Consider the following 20407-nt stretch of genomic DNA (forward strand, 5'->3'; position numbering starts at 1 on the left):
CTAGAACAAAAACGTCCAGGATTAAATCATGTAGGTGTTACCGAAGGTAAGAAACCAGCGAGTGTGACTGCATACAATAATGAAATGGCTAAAATCCATGATGAACTTGAAGCAGCAAAAACAGAAGCAGATAGAGTGATTCATGATGACAATGCGACACCGGCACAAGTAACAGCGGCTATCGCAAAAATAGATGCGGTACAACCTAAGTTAGACAATGCCATTAGCTTACTTCACGACAAAGAAAATAATAGTGAGTTAGTTGAAGCGAAACGTCAACTTGATGAAGCAACGGCTGAACAAGATCCAACGCCAGGAATGACGCAAGCAACAACAGATAACTATAGAGCGAAGAAAGCAGAAGCAGAGCGAATTAGTTCAGAAGCTCAAGGTGTGATTAACAACGGTGATGCGACAGCTGAAGAAATCAGAGATGAGAAAGCGAAAGTAGAAGAAGCATTAACTCAATTAACTGAAGCAAAAAATGCATTAAAAGCAGATAAGTCAGTGCTAGAACAAAAACGTCCAGGATTAAATCATGTAGGTGTTACCGAAGGTAAACAACCAGCGAGCGTGACTGCATATAATAATGAAATGGCTAAAATTCATGATGAACTTGAAGCAGCGAAAACAGAAGCAGATAGAGTGATTCATGATGACAATGCGACACCGGCACAAGTAACAGCGGCTATCGCAAAAATAGATGCGGTACAACCTAAGTTAGATAATGCCATTAGTTTACTTCACGACAAAGAAAACAACAGTGAATTAGTGAAAGCAAAAGCGAAATTAGATGCAGCGACTAGCGAGGAAGATCCAACGCCAGGAATGACGCCAGCAACAGCAGATAATTATAGAGCGAAAAAAGCAGAAGCAGAACAAGTCAGCAGAGACGCACAAAAAGTGATTGAAAATGACGATGCAACATCTGGGGAAATTGCGCAAGCAATAGCTAAAGTAAATGAAGCTACAGTTGCATTAAAACAAGCTAAACATGATTTAATTCCAGACAAAACTTTATTGAATAATGCTAAAAACAATTTAGAAACAAGCATTAATCAGGTGCCTGAAACTAAAAATATGACTAGTGATTCTGTTGAAAATTATAGAAATAAATTAAGTCAAGCAAAAGATACATTAGCTAATGCACAAAAAGTTATTGATAACCCAACTTCAACAGTTGATGAAATTCATAAAACTATCGAAAATGTGAAACGTGCTAAAGATGAACTTGAACAAGCTAAACATGACTTAATATTAGATTATGATGCTGTCATTAAAAAAATTAAACAACAAACTGATTTAACAGAATCACAGAAGGATAAATTAATAGAAAAGACAAAAGCTTCTACAACTTCTGATGAATTAGAAAATATTAAACATAATACTAATTTATTAAATGATGCGATGAAACAATTAAAAGAAAACATCGCTGAAAAAGATAAAATCAAAGCAAGTATTAATTATACTGATGGAGATAAAGATAAAAAAGATACCTATGATGATGCTTTAAAAGAAGCTGAAAAACTAATTAATGATGCAAAAAATCCTATTATTGATCCTAGCGTGATAAATCAACTTAAAGATAAGATAATTGATGCTAAAAATAATTTAAATGGTGCAGAAAAATTACAAAATGCTAGAAATAATGTTAAACACATATTGGAAAACTTAGAACATTTGAACAATGCACAAAAAGATGCGTTTAACAATATGGTAGATAATGAAAATTCACGTGATAATTTAGATATAATTATTAATAAAGCTAAAGAAGTGGATAAAGCTATGAAACATTTAATTGATGAAATAGCTGATAATTTAGATATCAAGCATTCTGTTAATTATTCAGAAGCTTCACCAGATAAAAAATCCGCTTACGATGAACTTATTAAAAAAGCTGAAGACTTAATAAATAAAGGTATTGGTACAAATGCATCACTTGAAGAAATTAATAAATTAATTCAAGATATTAAAAAAGCAAAATATGATTTAGATGGAAAACATCAAGTTGAATTAGCTAAACAAAAAGCTTTAGTAGAGTTAGAAAATGAAGTTAACCGATTGAAAGATGAAATTGACAGCAATCCTAACCTTTCTAAAGAAGATAAAGAAAAACTTAAATCTAAATTAGAGCGTCTTCTTGAAAATGCAAAGAGTCAGATTAATAATGCAACTACATTAACGGACATTAATAAGATTAAAGATAATACTCAAAAAGAAATCGATAATTTAAAAGCATTAATTGATGCTAAAATTTTGGCTAAACAAGAAATTATTGATTTTGCTAATAAAAAACGCCAAGAAATTCTAAATAATTCTAACTTAACTAATGCTCAGAAACAAAAAGCGATAGCTGAAATAAACAAAGCTTTACAAAAAGCGCTTGAAAACATTGATAACGCAAATGATATCAATGAAATTAACCATAAACTTAAAGAGGGCAAAGATAATATAGCGAAAATTGTTGCAAAAGAAATTACTAATGCGTTAATAGATAATAAAATTAAAGAAATTAACGCACGCAAAGATTTAACAGATGAACAAAAAGCTAAATTAATTGATTATCTTGAAAAACTTAGACGTGATACGTTAAAAGAAATCGATAAATCACATATTGATGATATCGGTTCAATTATCCAACAATTAATGGACAAATTGAATATGCTTGATATTGATAAAATTGAAAATATCTTAAGTCATAACAACAAAGACAATAATCAAAATCAATCAAATGTTGACGGTATTCAATCTAATAACAGTCATTTATCTAAATCACATAGATTACCTGATACTGGTTCAGAAGGTACATCTATTCAATTAGAGATTGAATTAATGACACTATTAGTTGGTCTAGGATTAGTATTAAAAAATCGTAGAAAAAAACAAAAAAATAACAAGAATAAAAGATAAAAAAGATATAACTTATTATCTTTAAAAATAAAGAGCAGGAAACCACTATAAACTGGGTTTCTTGCTCTTTTTTTATTAAATAAATATGAACTATGCTTCAAAATCTATAATAATTCTTCCAGCGTTTTCATGATTAAGTACTGTCTCAATAGAATGTTTTAAATCTTTAAAAGCAATTGTATTTTTAATTTCATGTAATTTATTAGATTTTAAATCAGTTGCTAATCTTCTCCATACACGTTGACGTAATTTCATTGGTGTCATAACTGAATCAAGTCCAACGACGCTTACACCACGAAGAATAAATGGAAATACTGAAGTTTCAAAGTGGTTACCTCCAGTCATACCAATTAATGCAACACCACCACCATTTGTTAGATGCTTTGCTATATAAGGTGTTCCAGGACCACCGCAAGGATCAATAGCAGCTTGCCAAGTTCTTTTTCCTAATATTTCATTACTATCTTCAGAAATACGATCGATAACTTCTCTTGCTCCTAATTCTTTTAATTTATTCGTAGCTTTTTTATTTCCAGTACTTGCTACAACTTTATAACCAAGTTCATTTAACATCATTACAGCTAAAGACCCAACACCACCAGAAGCGCCACGTACAAGTACTTTATCGCCTTCAAGTGTCATAAAGTTTGCTTTTTCTAATTTTTCTATTGCTAAACCAGCTGTGTAACCAGCAGTCCCATAAATCATCGCTTCTTCAAGTGTTAGATTTTCAGGACATTTAACAATCCAATCTGATTTAACACGGGCATACTCACTAAATCCGCCGTAATGATTGACACCTAAATCATAGCCAGTAATAATAACTTCTTCACCTTTTTCGATTGTAGGATCATCAGATTCTACAACTGTACCTGCTAAATCAATTCCAGGAACCATTGGATATGATTTAAGTACACCGCTATCTTTAACAGTGGATAAGGCATCTTTATAATTAATACCAGAATATTGAACTTTTATTAAAACTTCACCTTCAGGTAAATCATTGATTGATAAATCTTTGAAATCACTTGTGACAGTGCCATCATTATCTTTTTCAACCATAAACGCTTTGAAATTTACACTCATAAAATCGTACTCCTTAAAAATAAAAAATTAGATGTTAATTGCATATCCTAAATAACCATACCACATTTTAAACAAGTCATTAAGTTAAAAAGTTTATATAAATTAAATATAAAATAGTCTATATTTTGATAAAAAAATAATTATATTGACAGTAAAACAGCATAAATATATAATTTCATTGATAATGATTATCACTTGATAATAATCATGTTGATAGAGATATAAAACTGCAATTTTAAAATTTAGATGTAGAGAATATACATTTTAAAATATTTAACATCAAAAGATAATCACTAAATTTTAATGAGGTGAATTTATTATGAAGAAATTACCAACTATTTTACTAACATCATCACTACTATTAACAGCTTGTGGTCATAATAATCACGATAATGCCAATGAAAAAACTTCAAAAGAATCGACAAACGATAATAAAGTAGCATTACAGAAAGCAGCTAAAGAATATAGAAAATATACAAATAAACAGTTAGATCAGTTTTTAAAAGGAACTGAAGAATTTGTATCTGCAATAAAAGCAAATGATATTGAAAAAGCAAAAACTTTGTATCCTAAAGTACGTATGTATTATGAACGTTCTGAACCCGTAGCTGAAGCATTTGGCGATTTAGATCCTAAAATCGATGCTCGCCTAGCTGATATGAAAGAAGAGAAAAAAGAAGATAAATGGACAGGGTATCATAAAATTGAAAAATCTCTTTATCAAGAAAATAAAATAGATGAAATGACTAAGAAGGATGCTGATCAATTACTAAAAGATGCTAAAGAATTAGATGCTAAAGTAGATACATTAGATATTACGCCTAAGTTAATGCTACAAGGATCAGTGGATTTATTAAATGAAGTATCTACATCAAAAATTACTGGAGAAGAAGAGATATACTCTCACACCGATTTATATGATTTTAAAGCCAATATCGAAGGTGCTCAAAAAATTTATGAGTTATTTAAACCTGAATTAGAAAAGAAAGACAAAAAATTGAGTTCTACAATTAGGGATAATTTTAATAAAGTGAATCAATTACTTGATAAATATAAAAACAATGATGGTTATAAAGATTATAGTGCAGTAACTAAAGAAGATAGAAAAGCTTTATCAGATGCAGTTAACTCATTAGGAGAACCATTAAGTAAAATGGCTGTGGTTACAGAATGAGTAAAATAAATCATAAAAATCCTCCTCAAATGACTAGACGTTCATTTTTAAAGTTACTGGGGATAGGAAGCGCTGGAGCTGTTATCGGAGCAAGTAGTGTAGGTAGTATCTTTTCGTTTAAATCGATGTTTGATACTCCTGAAAGTGAAGAAAACGATTCATATGAATTTTATGGCCATATTCAAGCGGGTATTACTACACCAACTCAAAAAAATTGTAATTTCATTGCATTAGACTTAAAGTCCAAAGATCAAACATTAATTAAAGATATGTTTAAAAAATGGACTCAAATGTCTGTTAGTATGACTGACGGTGCTATTATTGGAAAAAATAGTAACAATACACTATTGCCACCTGTAGACACAGGTGAATCAATAGGATTAGATGCTAGTAAACTCACTTTAACATATGGCGTGAGTAAGTCTTTTTTGAAAAAAATAGGATTATCATCTAAAATTCCATTTGATTTTAGAGATATACCTCATTTTCCTAATGATCAATTAGATGAAGAGTATAGTGATGGAGATATTATGATTCAAGCATGTTCAAATGATCCTCAAGTTACTTTTCATGCTATACATAACTTAATACGACCTTTTAGAGACATCATTAAAATTCGTTGGTCACAACATGGTTTTATTTCTGCTAAAAAAAATGAAACACCGAGAAATTTAATGGCATTTAAAGATGGTACAGTTAATCCACGAAAAAATAACGATTTGAAAAAATATGTATTTATTGATAATGGATGGGCAGAAAATGGAACGTATTGCATTATAAGACGAATCCAAATACATATTGAGACATGGGATCGTACCGCATTAGAAGAGCAAGAAGCAACATTTGGTCGTAAACGTTCTACAGGTGCACCTCTAACAGGTAAGAAAGAATTCGATAATATTGATTTAAATGCTAAAAATAATAAGGGCAAGTATGTTATCGATGAGAATGCGCATACACGTTTAGCTCGTGAAGTAAAAACTTCTATTAAACGTAGAGCATATAATTATAATGATGGTACAAATGCTAAAACAGGTGACTTAGATACTGGACTCATGTTTATTTGTTTCCAAAAATCTATTCAACAGTTTATCGATATTCAAAATAATTTAGGACACAATGATAAATTAAATGAATATATCACACATCGAGGTTCTGCATCATTTCTTGTATTACCAGGGATACAAAAGGGAGGTTATATCGGTGAAACACTCTTTAATTAGGATATCGATAATTACTCTCTTAATCATTATTACACGTCTGTTTTCATTGACTTCAGTTAGTGTTGCAAATGATAGTCAATTAAATGATGCGTATGTAGCTATCTCTGATGCGAAATCGACGTTAGAGCACAAACAATTAAATTATAACGAAAAACAAAACGTGTTGAATGAAGTAAAACATAAAATAATGTCTTTAAATATTAAAGAAAATAAAAAAGGAAAAGATGTTAAATCGAAACTTCATATGCTTGATCAAGCAACGACTACAAATAAACAAATCGACTCGTTATCAGAGTTAACAAAATCTCTCATCGTTTACGAAAGCTCAGTATCGACTGATGATATTAATAAAGATATTAAAAATTTAAAAAAACAAATTGACACAAAAGATAATATAATTCAAGAAGCTATAAAAAATAAAGATAGATCAAAATTACAGTCTATTAATAATATGTTAAATCAAACTTGGAAAAATCATGAAACGGCCATTAGAAATTATGATGAGAATAAATATGGACAAATAGAAGTGTACTTGATGCAATTGCGTGTAGCTATTCAAAAAGAACCATTAGACATAAAAAAAGTAGATAATGCTTGGAAGACATTTAAAACAAGTATTGATACTGTTGATAAAAAGCAATCAAATACCGAAACAAAGCAATATAAAGTTACCCAACTTAATATTGAATTAGAGAAAGCAATCAAAGGTATTGAGAGTCATCAGTTAAAACAATCAGATGAGGCACTGACTAAATTTATACAAATATGGCCTTATGTTGAAGGCAAAATTCAAACTAAAAACAGTAGTTTATATACAAAAATTGAAGATAAAATTCCATATTATCAAAGTATTTTAGATAATAGTAATAAGGATCGCATTAAAGAAAGTTTAATAAAAATAAATTCTGAAATTAAAGATACTGTAAGTGAAGAAGCGTATTCATCCATAGATGTAATGATTATCTTTTTACGTGAAGGATTAGAAGTATTATTAATCATATTGACATTAACAACTATGACAAGAAATGTTAGAGACACTAAAGGGACAACAAGTGTCATTGGTGGCGCTATATTAGGTTTGATTTTAAGTCTCGCATTAGCACTTATCTTTATTCAAGTACTAGGAAATAATGGATTATTACGTGAAGGTATGGAAGCAGCACTGGGAATAATAGCAGTTGTTTTAATGTATATTGTGGGTATATGGATGCATAGACGTTCAAGTGCTAAGCGATGGAATGATATGATTCAACAAATGTATCACCATGCAATAAGTAATAGAAACTTAGCATTATTAGGTACAATTGGATTAATATCCGTTTTGAGAGAAGGCGTTGAAGTCATTATCTTTTATATGGGAATGATGGGAAGTATAAAAACTTTAGATTTTGTTATAGGAATTATACTAGCCATTGTTATATTAATCATATTTACATTGTTATTCAAAACAGTTATACGATTGATACCTATATATCTCATTTTTAGAGTACTTTCTATTTTAATATTTATTATGGCATTTAAAATGTTAGGAATTAGTATTCAAAAATTACAATTACTTGGAATGATAACACAACATAGTATTGAACATATTCCAACACTTAATATCATTGGTTTTTATCCAAGTATTGAAGCGATGGGTGCACAATTAATTTATATACTATTAATTGTTTATTTTACTTTAAAACATACTAAACCAAAGCATCATATCTAAGTTAAAATAAAGTCTCAAATGAGTGGATTAATTCACTCGTTTGAGACTTTTGCATTTGATTCGAATTCATTAATGTCGAGTAGTTATTTTAGTTAAAAGAATGCTTATTTCAAATAAAATAATGAGTGGTAAAGTTAAAAATAGATTCAAAGTGATATCGGGTGGTGCAAGAATACTAGCAATAATGAAACAAGTAAAATAAATATATTTGCGATATTGGTGTAATTGTTTAATATCTATAACATCCATTTTAACTAGTCCCATACAAACCACAGGCAATTGAAAGACGACACCAAATATAAATAACCACCTTATTAATTCATGTAAATAAGCATTAAAACCAATCACCGGTTGAATATACATTGTTTTCGATAATGTTAATGAAAATTTTATAATTAACGGAAATCCGATAGTATAGGCGAAACCGACACCAATGATAAATAACGCAGTACATAATAAACTATATTTATAAATAAAAAGACGTTCACGTCGATGAAGCCCTGGTGATATAAATGCCCATAATTGATAGAAAATAATAGGAAGAACTAAGCATAAAGTTACAAAACTAATGATTAGTATATAGATTTGAATCATTTCAGTGAATGAAAAAGTATGTAAAACAACTTGAGTGCGTTTAATATGATAAACAAAAGTTGTGATCCACCATTTAGATGATATGTATACTAACGGCAAAGAAATTAAAAATGAAATAAGTATATTAGTTAAACGTCGTCTTAATTCTTCAAAATGTGCGAGTAAGGTCGAACTAGTTTGATTTGTCTCGCTGTTGTTTAGAATGTTTACTGGGTGTTTCCTCTACCTCATCTGAATCAATATGTTCAGCTGCAGACTTAAATTCTCTTAAAGTACTGCCAATCGCTTTACCAAATTGTGGCAATTTTTTAGGACCAAAAATAATTAATGCAACAATACTAATAATGACTAAACTGGTAGGTCCAGCAATACCTAATATAAATAACTCATGAAACATCTTAAACACCTCACTTTAATATAGTCTATCTTTACTTTATACTTATTGATAATTATTATCAATATATATTTTAATTTATAATAAAATAATTTAATATAGTGTTTAAAATGTGTTTGATAAGGAATAAGGTATTATCTAGTTTTGTGAAAAAATAAGTACAATAAAAGAGGGGAAATATGAAAGAAGAAATTGAAGAAATTAAACAAGATAATGTAAGTGAGTTAAGAAAAATTGCAGAAAAAACATTTTATGATACTTTTAAAGGTAATTATACTGATGAAAACTTTAAAAAATTTTTTGAAGAAAACTATAATGAAACGAAGTTATTATCAGAAATCGAACATCATCAATCATTTCACTATTTCTATAAGGTCGATGATGAGATTGCTGGTTATTTAAAATTAAATATTAATGAAACACAAACTGAACCAAAAGGTGATCAATATTTAGAAATTCAACGCATTTATTTTGATAAGGATTACCAAGGTGGAGGAAGAGGAAGTCAATTTATTCAATTAGCTATTGATAAAGCAAGGGAGTATAATAAATCAAAAATATGGTTAGGTGTTTGGGAAAATAATCCTTCTGCCATTGACTTTTATAAAAAGCAAGGATTTGAAATTACAGGACACCATGACTTTATTAATGGTAATGTAATAGACATGGATTTAATTATGGAAAAAGAAATTTAAAATAACACAATAAAGCACTAAGAGGACAGAACTTTTCTGTCCTCTTAGTGCTTTATTATTTATCTAAAATATCTCTCATAAGTTGAGTTAGTTTTTTTAGAGATTGATTATTAAGATTTATAAGTGCATGTCGGTGAATGGTAGGAATCGTATCATGTATTAAATGATTTAGTAACACTTCTTCGTTTGTGTACCAAACTTTTGCTAGACTGTTCAGCACATCAATATAGACGCCACGTTCTTCTTTATATTCTTTGTGATTAGGAGTATATAAACAAACTTTTTTATCAATAGTTAAGGCATCAAAAATGATAGAAGAATAATCAGTAAGTACAATGTCTGATATTAAGATTAAGTCTTGTGTTTCGATATCGATAGGAGCCTCAATGACACCTTCTGGAATAGCATCATCACCTTCAATATGCCCCTTATATATCACATAGTATTTTTCTAGTAACTCTGGTGTCATCGTTAAAGGTGTAAATGATTCTGTATTTTTATGCCATGTTGGCGCATATAATAAAACAGGTTTTGTATGATTAAGTTTTAATTTTTCACGTATTTTTCTTTGCTGATTTTGATTATCTTTATAGTTTAGTAAATAACTTACTCTTGGATAACCAAAAGGAAGAAATTGAACCGTTTCATTAGGAAAAGCAGTCTCAAATAAACCTTCTGAAGCTTTTGAATCTAATAAGACATATGATTGGTGTTTCCATTTATTATATTTTCTTGCTCTGTAATTATAAATATTTTGATTTTGATAGGGTTCTTTACTATCTAAAAATAATTCTTTAATAGGCGTACCATGCCATAATTGAATGACTGTACCATTAGGTTGATATGCTTCAGGCATATAACTTTCAATAACTACAATTTTAGCAGTTTCAATAAGTTCTTTATTATGTTCTGCATCAATGGGAAGGAAATATGGTCCATGTCTATCGTCTGTAATGTAATAAGCTTCTGTTGTTGGATTTCGTTTTACAAAGTAATTAAAAAGGTATTTAGAGTTACCTCTATAGCCATAATCGAATCCTAAAAATACGACATGATTTTTCAATTTAGATGTATCTTTAGTATAGACATAACTTAGTTTTTTATGATTTTGAATCGCACGTTGATGAATTTTATTGTACATCCATTTAGGCAATTTAAATTTTGTTGTTACAAGCCAGCTATCAGCAAAACGAAGAGTTTCGTCAGCTAATGGATGCTTATATTTAGGAAATGGAATCGAATGGCCGTGGATATAAGCTAGTTTATTTAAATCAAAGTGATTGGCAATTTTAATTTCTTTTGTATCTAACGAATTCCAAAATGAACTAGATGTCTGTAATTCCTCAATAAAATCAAAAACCACATGTCCATCTATATCAATCTCATTTTTTAAAATAGTGATGACTGCTAGATCCATAATAGATTGAATTTGATATTTTGAAAGGTAAATCAGCGCAGTATCAATATTATAAATGATATTTGGATAATGATTAATGTTATTCATCCAAGCGAGAAAACTTAATTTATCATTCCCAAAATAACGACAATCATTAAGATAAACACCATGGATTGTGTAATCAACCGCAATAGAATGTTCACCTAATGAGACAGCATTAAGCATGTCTTGATTAATTTTTATTTCGTTAGAATAGGGGATAAAATGTGAATACCCTGCAGATTTAGCTTTATTAAGTTGTATATCTAGATGTGACATATTAGATATATTTATTTGTTTAATCATTATGCATTATCCTTTAACTCCTAAATTTCATATTTTTATTTTACCATGCACTTTTAAAAAATTCATATTTACATGAATGATCATATAAAATCATATGTTTATGAAAATTCAAATAGATCTTACTACTATTGTTGACATAAATTATTTTTACAGTATTGTCAATTGTGATAAGAAATGTTATATTATTTTTGTGAAAATATTCACAAAAATAAAAAGTGTAATATTCTAATTTTAACTTGATTACAATATGTTAATTTTTGTGAATACCTGTTAAAATTAGAAAAGTGAATTTTTAGTTGTTTAGCTAGATAATTCATCAATATAATAAAATATTAAGGAAAGAAGCGTTTAAACTATGTTAGTACATTCTTTTAACCCTTTTGGTAACTTAGCGTTATCTAGTTTAATTGCAGCAATTCCAATCATTTTATTCTTGTTATGTTTAACTGTGTTTAAAATGAAAGGGATTTATGCAGCAATCACTACTTTAGTAGTTACTTTACTTATTGCATTGCCATTCTTTAAATTACCTGGTGGTATTGCTACAGGTGGTGTAATAGAAGGATTCTATCAAGGTATTATCCCAATTGGTTATATCGTTATTATGGCCGTTTTATTATATAAAACGACTCAAGAATCTGGTCAATTTAGTACAATTCAAGATAGCATTATGAGCATTTCACAAGACCAACGTATTCAATTATTATTAATTGGTTTTGCTTTTAATGGCTTCTTAGAAGGTGCTGCAGGTTTCGGTGTGCCAATTGCAATTTGTGCATTATTACTTGCACAACTAGGTTTTAAACCTTTACAAGCAGCAATGTTATGTTTAATTGCCAACGCTGCTTCAGGTGCATTCGGTGCAATTGGTATTCCAGTTGGTATTGTGAATACACTTCATTTACCAGGACATGTTGAAGCAATGAGCGTGTCTCAAGTGTCTACACTTACTTTAGCAATTATTAACTTTATTATTCCATTCTTATTAATCTTTATTATTGATGGTTTTAAAGGTATTAAGGAAACATTACCACAAATTTTAGTAGCTTCAATTACTTATACAGTATTACAAGGCTTAATTACAGTATTTGTTGGTCCAGAATTAGCTGACATCATTCCACCATTAGTGACTATGGGTGTGTTAGCAGTATTCTCTAAAAAATTCCAACCTAAAAATATTTTTAGAATACAAAAAGATGTTAAACCAGAAGCAGTTACTCCACATAGTGGTAAAGAAATTTTATATGCATGGAGCCCATTCATTATCTTAACTGTAATTGTAATGATTTGGAGTGCAACATTCTTTAAAAACTTATTTGCACCAAATGGTCCTTTATCAGCATTGGTATTTAACTTTAATTTACCAGGCACATACAGTGATGTAGCACATAAACCTATTACATTAAGTTTTAATTTTATTGGTCAAACTGGTACAGCCATTTTACTTACAATTATTATTACAGTTTTAATGTCTAAAAAAGTTAATTTCGGTGATGCAGGACGTTTGTTCGTAGAAGCATTCAAAGAACTATGGTTACCAATTTTAACTATTTGTTTCATTTTAGCAATTTCTAAAATCACTACATATGGTGGTTTAAGTGCTGCAATGGGTCAAGGTATCGCAAAAGCAGGCGGCGTGTTCCCAATTTTATCTCCAATCTTAGGATGGATTGGTGTGTTCATGACTGGTTCTGTTGTAAATAACAACTCATTATTCGCACCAATTCAAGCTTCAGTTGCCCAACAAATTGGTACAAGTGCACCGTTACTTGTTGGAGCGAATACTGTTGGTGGTGTGGCTGCAAAACTTATATCTCCACAATCAATTGCGATTGCAACAGCAGCTGTAAAACAAGTGGGTAAAGAATCAGAATTACTTAAAATGACATTAAAATACAGTGTTGCTTTATTGATATTTATCTGTATTTGGACATTTATTTTATCAATGTTTATGTAGTTATAATAAAAAGGATTGCAATTCTCCGAATTGCAATCCTTTTTTTATTTGAAAATAGAATAAAAAGCATTATAGATTTTATCTGGAGAATAGCTTTCAAGAGTTTGATGGCTTGCTTCAATCATATTTTCTGAATGCTCTTTCTTTTGAATAGCAAGATCAATATATTTTGCTAATGATTGTGCATTCGCATAGTCTGCTAAATAACCATTTTTATTATGTTGAATCAGTTGTGAAGGTCCAAGTGTATCTTTAAAACTAATAACAATATTGTCTTGAGCCATTGCTTCTAATATGACCATTCCAAACCCTTCATTTCGTGAAGGAACGACAGTCATTCGACTTTGCGCTAATTTTTCATTAAGGTGTTGAGTAGCTGGATATATAGTTATTAAGTCATTAAGCTGGTGATGATTAATAGTTTCTTGTAAATGTTGATGTTCTTGACCTTCACCATAAATCTCAATTTTATATTTTTTCTGTCTAAGCGTATCTTTAATGAGTTGGACACTTTCGATTAAAATATCATAACCTTTTTCATATTCTAGACGTCCGGCACTTAAAATAACATTTTTTTTAGGTAGATTTAATTTTTTAGTGCGAATAATATTAGGAACGACATATACAGGCGTTTTAATGAATGATTCATAATGGTCTTTATCCGTATGAGTTAAAGTGGTTAGTGCGTCTAGATGTTGATAAGCATCTAATATTTCTTGTCGATACGCTTTGGGATAGGCATTTAAATTCATATGCTCCATACCTATTGTCATTGCATGTCCATGATAATATTTAGAAATAAATATATTAAAACTTGCTCTTGTACCTATGAGTACATCGGTATCTATATCATTAATTGCGCGTATCAATTTATGTTCAATATACTTCGAGAATTGATTTAAACCAGGCTCATGTTTTGAAAGGTAGATAGGCTTTAATAAAGGAGTGTATTTATTAAGCCGATTCATGAAGATAGAAATCACATTTTGTGGTTTTAGTCTATAATCAACTAAGTGTTTTATTTTAATAGAAGAATTAAGTTTGAAGTAAGGCTTATCTTTAGCTCTAAAAATAGAGATAATTTTAACGTTATGACCTTTGTCCGCTAAGGTATTTGCTAATTCAGTCATTGCTTTAACTGTGCCACCTAAAGCATATATATTATGCATTAAAAAAGTAAATGATTTCATGATTGTACCTCGTTATTAATAATATTATAAAAATTATAGCATGTAATAAACCAACTGTATAAATATTGTGGGCTTTATAATAAAATTAAAATATTTTTGAAAACAGAGATGACATAATGTAATAATTCGTGTAAATACTTTTTTCAAAGAGAAATTATGTATATAATTACTATAGTAATTAAAATTTTGTTTACGTTTTTAACGTCAAATTAATATTTATTTTTTATCAATTAAAGAAAGCGTTTTAAATTGAAAATGGTCGTATTTATTTCGACTGAAGATGTAATTATAAAAGGGGGACTGGGTTGTTATGAGTATAGAACATAGCAAAACAGATGTCATCTTAATCGGTGGCGGAATCATGAGCGCAACATTAGGAACATTACTAAAAGACTTATCTCCAGAAAAAGAAATTAAAATTTTCGAAAAATTGAAACAATCAGGTGAGGAGAGTTCTAATGTATGGAATAATGCTGGAACAGGACATTCAGCTCTATGTGAATTGAATTATACAAAAGAAAATAAAGATGGCAGTATTGATGTAACAAAAGCAATTAAAATTAATGAACAGTTCCAAGTATCTAAACAATTTTGGGCTTATCTAGTCAGAACTGGTCAACTAGAACATCCAGGTAATTTTATTCAATCTGTGCCACATATGAGCTTTGTTAAAGGTATTTTAAACGTAGACTTTTTGAAAAAACGTGTAAAAGCTTTAAAAGAAAATATTTTATTTCAAAAAATGGAAATCACAGAAGATCGGGATCAAATTGATGAATGGGTGCCGTTAATGGTAGAAGGTAGAACATCACCCGTTCCTATTGCATTATCTCGTGATGAAACTGGTACAGATGTAAACTTTGGAGCACTCACTAAAAAATTAATTTCTAATTTAAAAGAACGTAATGTAGACGTTACGTATCATCAAGAAGTTCAAAATATTGAACGATTGAACAATGGTTATTGGAAAGTGACTGTCAAAGATTTGAACTCTAATACAATTCATACGTTTGAATCTGAGTTTGTGTTCATCGGTGCTGGAGGAGCAAGTCTTCCACTTCTACAAAAAACTGGAATTAAGCAGTCTAAACATGTAGGTGGTTTCCCAGTAAGTGGTCTTTTCTTACGTTGTAAAAACGAAGACGTTATTGAACGTCACTATGCAAAAGTATATGGTAAAGCAGATGTTGGAGCACCGCCGATGTCTGTACCACATTTAGATACACGATTTGTAAATGGAGAACGCTCTCTATTATTTGGACCGTTTGCAGGTTTCTCACCTAAATTTTTGAAAACAGGATCAAATTTAGATTTAATTCGCTCTGTTAAACCGAATAATATTGTGACGATGTTAACAGCAGGAGTTAAAGAGTTCAATTTAACTAAATACTTAGTTTCTCAATTAATGCTTAGTCATAAAGATCGAATGAATGATTTAAGAATCTTTTTACCGAATGCTAGAGACGAAGATTGGGAAGTTGTTATTGCCGGACAACGTGTTCAAGTGATTAAAGATACAGAAGATAGTAAAGGAAATTTACAATTTGGTACAGAGGTCATTACTTCTGATGATGGATCACTTGCAGCATTATTAGGTGCTTCTCCAGGAGCTTCAACAGCTGTCGATATCATGCTAGATGTATTAAAACGCTGTTACAAAAATGAATTTGATGCTTGGATTCCAAAAATTAAAGAGATGATCCCATCATACGGACTTAAACTTAATGAGCACGAAGAAGTTTATAACGCAGTAAATAAAGAAGTAAGAAAATATTTAAATGTGAAATAATCGAAAAAACAGGTAGTGTCATTTTTAACACTGCCTGTTTTTTCGATTAAGTTAAAATAGGATATGTGGAAATAGAATTTTAAATGTCGTGCCATTTTCAGAATCACTAGATACACATATTTTACCGTGATGTAAATCAATGATGGACTTAGTAATTGCTAGTCCTAAACCATTACTATTATCACTAGCATTGAGTTTATAAAAACGATCAAATAGATGTGGTATCGCTTGTTTAGAAATAGTTTGTCCTTCATTTGTTACCGCAAAAATAATATGATTATTTTCTTGATTCAAAGTAATATCGATAATGCCATTTATATCTGAATATTTAATAGCATTTTGAATTAGATTCGAAAATGCTTGATGTAAAAGGCGACGATTTCCTTGGAAATATATTTTATGCATATCAGATAATAACATCAATGATTTATCATCAATCGTGTATTGTTCATGTCGAATGATATCAGTAATGAGTGAAGATAATTCTAAATTATCGTCAACAGATAAGTGATTCGCATTATCTAATTCAGATAGTAATAGTAGTTCTTTTATTAAGTTACTAAGACGTGTAATTTCTAAATGAATATCATTGATTAAGCTATGACGTTCATCTTCTGAATGCGCAAATTGTAATTCAGTTAATAGTCTTTCAATATGTGTAAGAGGTGTTTTAATTTCATGTGAAACATTTTGAACAAAATGTTGACGCATGTCATCTAATTGTTTTAATGACTGACGCATGGTATCAAAACGAAACTGTAAAGTTCCAATTTCATCATGACGTGTATGAGAAATGGGTGTTTCAAAATTCCTATTCATTAATTGTTCGGTCGCCATTTTTAACTTTTTAATAGGTTTAATGATTGAGTATGTTGAAGCAATAACAAGTGAAATAGATATCAACAATAAGAAAATAAGTAATACCAATAAAAATATTCTAAACTCGCCGAATGTTTTACCTATATCTGGTCGCATAAATACTGCTATAGGTTCATGGTCTTCATAAAATCTTATGCCCACCGTGTTATCTGTTTCGTTATCAAAGAAACCTGTCACGAATAATTCAAAAGGTTTGTTTTTTATACCGTGATAATCATGACCACGCATAACTTGGTTAATAGATGATGAGGACAGTGTATCTTTTCTAAAAGGTTCACCATAAAATGTTTTTTGTCCTTGTTTATCGACGGTAACGATTTGATAATTCATTTGTCCTAAATGTTGAAAATAAGATTTTACGTATTTTGAAGGAAGTTGATGTTCATAAGTACGAGCTTCTTTTAACGTACGCATAATTTTAGTGTCATTATTTTCTTTGAGATTGAAATGATAATGTATATTTGCAATGAAAAAGCTAACTAATGCACTAAAAATAATCACAGTAATAGTATAAATTGCAATGCGACTATATAGTGTTTTAAACATCTTTATTCACCTTGTATCCCTGGCCTCTTACTGTTTGAATTTCAATAGTTGCCTCTAATTTTTTTAACCGTGTTCTTAAACGCTTAATATGAACGTCTACTGTTCTTTCATCGCCTGTATAATCGAAACCCCAAATTTTTTCAATAATAGACTCTCTTGTGTAAATTTGTCTTGGATGAGTGCATAATAAAAATAGGAGTTGGAATTCTTTAGTAGGAAGATTCATTTTTTTAGATGCTACACTTACCTCCATAAATTCATCATTTAAAATGACATTTCCTATTTCAATCTTATTTTGTGTATTAATTTGATAACGACGCAAAACGGCACGAATTCTAAATAATAATTCTTTAATTTCAAATGGCTTAGTTACATAGTCATCTGTGCCACTGACAAATGCGCGTTCTTTATCACTTAATGCATCTCGTGCTGTTAGCATAATAACTGGTAATTGGTAGTGATCTTTTAATAATTGACATAATTCAAATCCATCCATACCTGTCATCATAATATCTACAACTGCGATATCCACGCGATGATGATTAAGATATTTTAATGCTTGTTCTCCACTCGAATGTGTCACGGTTTTTATATGATCCGCTTCTAAATGTTTAGAAACGTAATGCAAGAGTTTTGGATCATCATCTACAATTAAACATTTTATCATTTACTTTTCGCTCCTTTTCTAATTATTATACGAATCTTTAAAATCTAAGACAATTGTCTTTGTTGTTCATATTCAGTTCATATTTACTCTCTATACTGTTTAATAAAGATAAATAGGGAGGAAAAAGAAATGAATTTAGCTTGGAAAGAAATAAAATTTTATAAGTTTCGATATATATTAATTATGCTAATCATCTTCTTACTAGGGAGTATGGTATTATTTATTAATGGTTTAGCTCAAGGTTTAGCGAGAGAAAATGTGTCATTTTTAAATAATCAAAATGCACAAACATATATTATTGAAAAAATGAAAGAACCTAAAATTGAAACATCACAACTTGATTCAAATCAACAAAATAAGATAGAAGATATTATAAATCAACAAGCAACACATCTTGGACCACAAATATTAAAATTAAAACAACAAGATCAAGATATTCTTACGTTCTCTACTTCTAAAGAAGATCGTCCCTCTTTAAAAGAAGGTCGCTATCCTAATCATTCACATGAAGTTGCAATAAATGATAAATTAACTGGACAAGATGTAAAAAAAGGGGATACGATTAAGTTTAAAGGTCATAAAGAAGATTATAAAGTAAGTGGTATTATTGAAGATACAATGTATTCTCATAGCTCAATGGTTATGATGAATCATTCAGATTTTAAAGCACTTAATAAAAATTATTCTACATTCTATCCAGTTAAAGAATTAAGTAAAAAAGATAAAAATAGAATAAATGATATTTCTAATGTAACAACTGTTAATGAAAAAACATTGACTGATAACATTGCAAGTTACCAAGCAGAACAAATGCCATTGAATTTAATGATAATTAGTTTGTTCGTGATTACAGCAATTGTATTAAGTGCATTCTTTTATGTTATGACCATCCAAAAAATCTCACAAATAGGTATATTAAAAGCAGTAGGAATTAAAACGAGACATTTATTAAGCTCATTAATTATAGAGATTATTTTAACTACTATGGTGGGTGTTATTTTAGCCACAATACTTATTTTAATATTAAGTTTAATTATGCCAGTGACTATGCCATTTTATTTAGGTTACGGTACAATTTTATTAATGATTGTTATTTTTCTTATTGTAGGATGTATCGGTGCCTTACTATCATTTATCAAAGTATTAAAAGTGGATCCAATTGATGCTATTGGAGGTATGGAATAATGACATTAAAACTCGAACATATTAGTAAAACATTTGGAGAAGGTTTAGCGAAGACAAACGTATTAAAGGATATTAATTTAGAAGTTCAACCAGGAGAGTTTATTATTTTAAATGGTGCATCAGGTTCAGGTAAATCGACACTATTAAATATATTAGGTGGGTTGTTGACACCTACTGATGGTAAGATATTATATGAAGGTCATGATTTGTATTCAAATTATAAAAATAGTACAGAATTAAGACTTAATGATATTGGTTTTATTTTTCAAGCATCACACCTTGTTCCTTATCTAACTGTTGAAGAGCAACTCACTGTTATTGCTAAGGAAGCGGGAGTAAATAAAAAAGAAGCTGCTTCAAATGCTAAATATTTATTAACAGAAATTGGTCTCAAAGATCGTTTGAATGCATTTCCACATATGTTATCAGGAGGAGAAAAGCAGCGTGTAGCAATTATGCGTGCCTTTACAAATAATCCTAAAATCATTCTTGCTGATGAACCAACAGCAAGCTTAGATGCAAGTCGTGCTACGAAAGTAGTAGAGATGATTAGGGAACGTATAAAATCTGAACAGATGGTAGGTATTATGATTACACATGACGAGCGATTATTTGACTATGCTGATCGCGTCGTAAAATTAGAAGACGGCAAAATACTTAATTAAA

General features: G+C 29.8%; 16 protein-coding genes. 9 read left to right on the forward strand and 7 right to left on the reverse strand.

From position 1 onward, the window contains the following. Positions 1–2910, forward strand: a 2910-nt coding sequence (locus tag HMPREF2930_RS07485; RefSeq protein ID WP_083313651.1) for a DUF1542 domain-containing protein, incomplete at its 5' end; no start/stop codon positions are given. Positions 2911–3000: 90 nt separating this feature from the next. Here HMPREF2930_RS07485 and HMPREF2930_RS07490 read toward each other — a convergent pair. Further along, a complete protein-coding gene (locus tag HMPREF2930_RS07490; RefSeq protein WP_017174940.1) occupies positions 3001–3996 on the reverse strand; it encodes an acrylyl-CoA reductase family protein in 996 nt (331 codons plus the stop codon). Positions 3997–4315: 319 nt separating this feature from the next. On the opposite strand from HMPREF2930_RS07490, the gene efeO reads away from it, so the two are divergent. From efeO to HMPREF2930_RS07505, 3 genes are read left to right on the forward strand one after another with little or no spacing between them, the layout of a single operon-like run. Then, a complete protein-coding gene (efeO, locus tag HMPREF2930_RS07495; protein ID WP_017174939.1) occupies positions 4316–5170 on the forward strand; it encodes an iron uptake system protein EfeO in 855 nt (284 codons plus the stop codon). Then, positions 5167–6393 carry an iron uptake transporter deferrochelatase/peroxidase subunit gene (gene efeB / locus HMPREF2930_RS07500; RefSeq protein WP_017174938.1) on the forward strand — a complete coding sequence of 409 codons (1227 nt, stop codon included), beginning with the start codon at positions 5167–5169 and terminating at the stop codon, positions 6391–6393. The genes efeO and efeB overlap by 4 nt, the downstream gene beginning before the upstream one ends. Beyond that, the gene (locus HMPREF2930_RS07505) at positions 6374–8104 is read left to right on the forward strand and encodes an FTR1 family protein (RefSeq protein ID WP_017174937.1); all 1731 of its coding nucleotides are present in this window, start codon (positions 6374–6376) and stop codon (positions 8102–8104) included. The genes efeB and HMPREF2930_RS07505 overlap by 20 nt, the downstream gene beginning before the upstream one ends. Before the next feature lie 69 nt (positions 8105–8173). Here HMPREF2930_RS07505 and tatC read toward each other — a convergent pair whose 3' ends face one another. Beyond that, positions 8174–8902, reverse strand: a complete 729-nt coding sequence (tatC, locus tag HMPREF2930_RS07510; RefSeq protein ID WP_071560781.1) for a twin-arginine translocase subunit TatC — start codon at positions 8900–8902, stop codon at positions 8174–8176. Next, the gene (locus HMPREF2930_RS07515; protein WP_017174935.1) at positions 8871–9095 is read right to left on the reverse strand and encodes a twin-arginine translocase TatA/TatE family subunit; all 225 of its coding nucleotides are present in this window, start codon (positions 9093–9095) and stop codon (positions 8871–8873) included. The genes tatC and HMPREF2930_RS07515 overlap by 32 nt, the downstream gene beginning before the upstream one ends. A 176-nt stretch (positions 9096–9271) precedes the next feature. Between HMPREF2930_RS07515 and HMPREF2930_RS07520 the strand changes: the two genes are divergently transcribed. After that, entirely contained in the window at positions 9272–9787 is a 516-nt protein-coding gene (locus HMPREF2930_RS07520) for a GNAT family N-acetyltransferase (RefSeq protein WP_017174934.1), read from the forward strand. 55 nt (positions 9788–9842) lie between these two features. On the opposite strand, the gene HMPREF2930_RS07525 is transcribed toward HMPREF2930_RS07520, so the two are convergent. Further along, complete coding sequence (locus HMPREF2930_RS07525) at positions 9843–11528, reverse strand: CDP-glycerol glycerophosphotransferase family protein (protein WP_017174933.1); 1686 nt, start codon at positions 11526–11528, stop codon at positions 9843–9845. 355 nt (positions 11529–11883) lie between these two features. Between HMPREF2930_RS07525 and HMPREF2930_RS07530 the strand changes: the two genes are divergently transcribed. Further along, positions 11884–13485, forward strand: coding sequence for an L-lactate permease (locus tag HMPREF2930_RS07530; RefSeq protein WP_002448432.1), 1602 nt, complete (start codon positions 11884–11886; stop codon positions 13483–13485). Between the two features lie 44 nt (positions 13486–13529). Here HMPREF2930_RS07530 and HMPREF2930_RS07535 read toward each other — a convergent pair whose 3' ends face one another. After that, positions 13530–14675 carry a glycosyltransferase family 4 protein gene (locus tag HMPREF2930_RS07535; RefSeq protein ID WP_017174932.1) on the reverse strand — a complete coding sequence of 382 codons (1146 nt, stop codon included), beginning with the start codon at positions 14673–14675 and terminating at the stop codon, positions 13530–13532. A 310-nt stretch (positions 14676–14985) separates the two neighbouring features. On the opposite strand from HMPREF2930_RS07535, the gene mqo reads away from it, so the two are divergent. After that, positions 14986–16464: a malate dehydrogenase (quinone) gene (mqo, locus tag HMPREF2930_RS07540; protein ID WP_017174931.1), complete on the forward strand. Its 1479-nt coding sequence runs from the start codon at positions 14986–14988 to the stop codon at positions 16462–16464. Positions 16465–16515: 51 nt separating this feature from the next. Here the strand turns inward: mqo and HMPREF2930_RS07545 are convergent, their stop codons facing one another. After that, a complete protein-coding gene (locus HMPREF2930_RS07545) occupies positions 16516–17889 on the reverse strand; it encodes a sensor histidine kinase (RefSeq protein ID WP_017174930.1) in 1374 nt (457 codons plus the stop codon). Further along, positions 17882–18556, reverse strand: coding sequence for a response regulator transcription factor (locus HMPREF2930_RS07550; RefSeq protein ID WP_017174929.1), 675 nt, complete (start codon positions 18554–18556; stop codon positions 17882–17884). The genes HMPREF2930_RS07545 and HMPREF2930_RS07550 overlap by 8 nt, the downstream gene beginning before the upstream one ends. A 129-nt stretch (positions 18557–18685) precedes the next feature. Here HMPREF2930_RS07550 and HMPREF2930_RS07555 point away from each other — a divergent pair, with 129 nt between their 5' ends. Further along, on the forward strand, positions 18686–19741 hold the full coding sequence (locus HMPREF2930_RS07555; protein WP_070597286.1) for an ABC transporter permease: 1056 nt from the start codon (positions 18686–18688) through the stop codon (positions 19739–19741). Further along, positions 19741–20406 carry an ABC transporter ATP-binding protein gene (locus HMPREF2930_RS07560; RefSeq protein ID WP_017174927.1) on the forward strand — a complete coding sequence of 222 codons (666 nt, stop codon included), beginning with the start codon at positions 19741–19743 and terminating at the stop codon, positions 20404–20406. The genes HMPREF2930_RS07555 and HMPREF2930_RS07560 overlap by 1 nt, the downstream gene beginning before the upstream one ends. Position 20407: the final 1 nt, after the last annotated feature.

It is taken from the genome of Staphylococcus sp. HMSC068C09 (genome assembly GCF_001813735.1).
Lineage (GTDB): Bacteria > Bacillota > Bacilli > Staphylococcales > Staphylococcaceae > Staphylococcus > Staphylococcus hominis.

Bases quoted from the DNA above. Each gene is read 5' to 3' on its own strand.
- HMPREF2930_RS07545 (WP_017174930.1), bottom strand. From the start codon at position 17,889: ATGTTTAAAACACTATATAGTCGCATTGCAATTTATACTATTACTGTG.
- HMPREF2930_RS07535 (WP_017174932.1), bottom strand. From the start codon at position 14,675: ATGAAATCATTTACTTTTTTAATGCATAATATATATGCTTTAGGTGGC.
- HMPREF2930_RS07490 (WP_017174940.1), bottom strand. From the start codon at position 3,996: ATGAGTGTAAATTTCAAAGCGTTTATGGTTGAAAAAGATAATGATGGC.
- HMPREF2930_RS07515 (WP_017174935.1), bottom strand. From the start codon at position 9,095: ATGTTTCATGAGTTATTTATATTAGGTATTGCTGGACCTACCAGTTTA.
- HMPREF2930_RS07555 (WP_070597286.1), top strand. From the start codon at position 18,686: ATGAATTTAGCTTGGAAAGAAATAAAATTTTATAAGTTTCGATATATA.
- HMPREF2930_RS07525 (WP_017174933.1), bottom strand. From the start codon at position 11,528: ATGATTAAACAAATAAATATATCTAATATGTCACATCTAGATATACAA.
- efeO (WP_017174939.1), top strand. From the start codon at position 4,316: ATGAAGAAATTACCAACTATTTTACTAACATCATCACTACTATTAACA.
- HMPREF2930_RS07530 (WP_002448432.1), top strand. From the start codon at position 11,884: ATGTTAGTACATTCTTTTAACCCTTTTGGTAACTTAGCGTTATCTAGT.
- HMPREF2930_RS07550 (WP_017174929.1), bottom strand. From the start codon at position 18,556: ATGATAAAATGTTTAATTGTAGATGATGATCCAAAACTCTTGCATTAC.
- efeB (WP_017174938.1), top strand. From the start codon at position 5,167: ATGAGTAAAATAAATCATAAAAATCCTCCTCAAATGACTAGACGTTCA.
- HMPREF2930_RS07520 (WP_017174934.1), top strand. From the start codon at position 9,272: ATGAAAGAAGAAATTGAAGAAATTAAACAAGATAATGTAAGTGAGTTA.
- HMPREF2930_RS07560 (WP_017174927.1), top strand. From the start codon at position 19,741: ATGACATTAAAACTCGAACATATTAGTAAAACATTTGGAGAAGGTTTA.
- mqo (WP_017174931.1), top strand. From the start codon at position 14,986: ATGAGTATAGAACATAGCAAAACAGATGTCATCTTAATCGGTGGCGGA.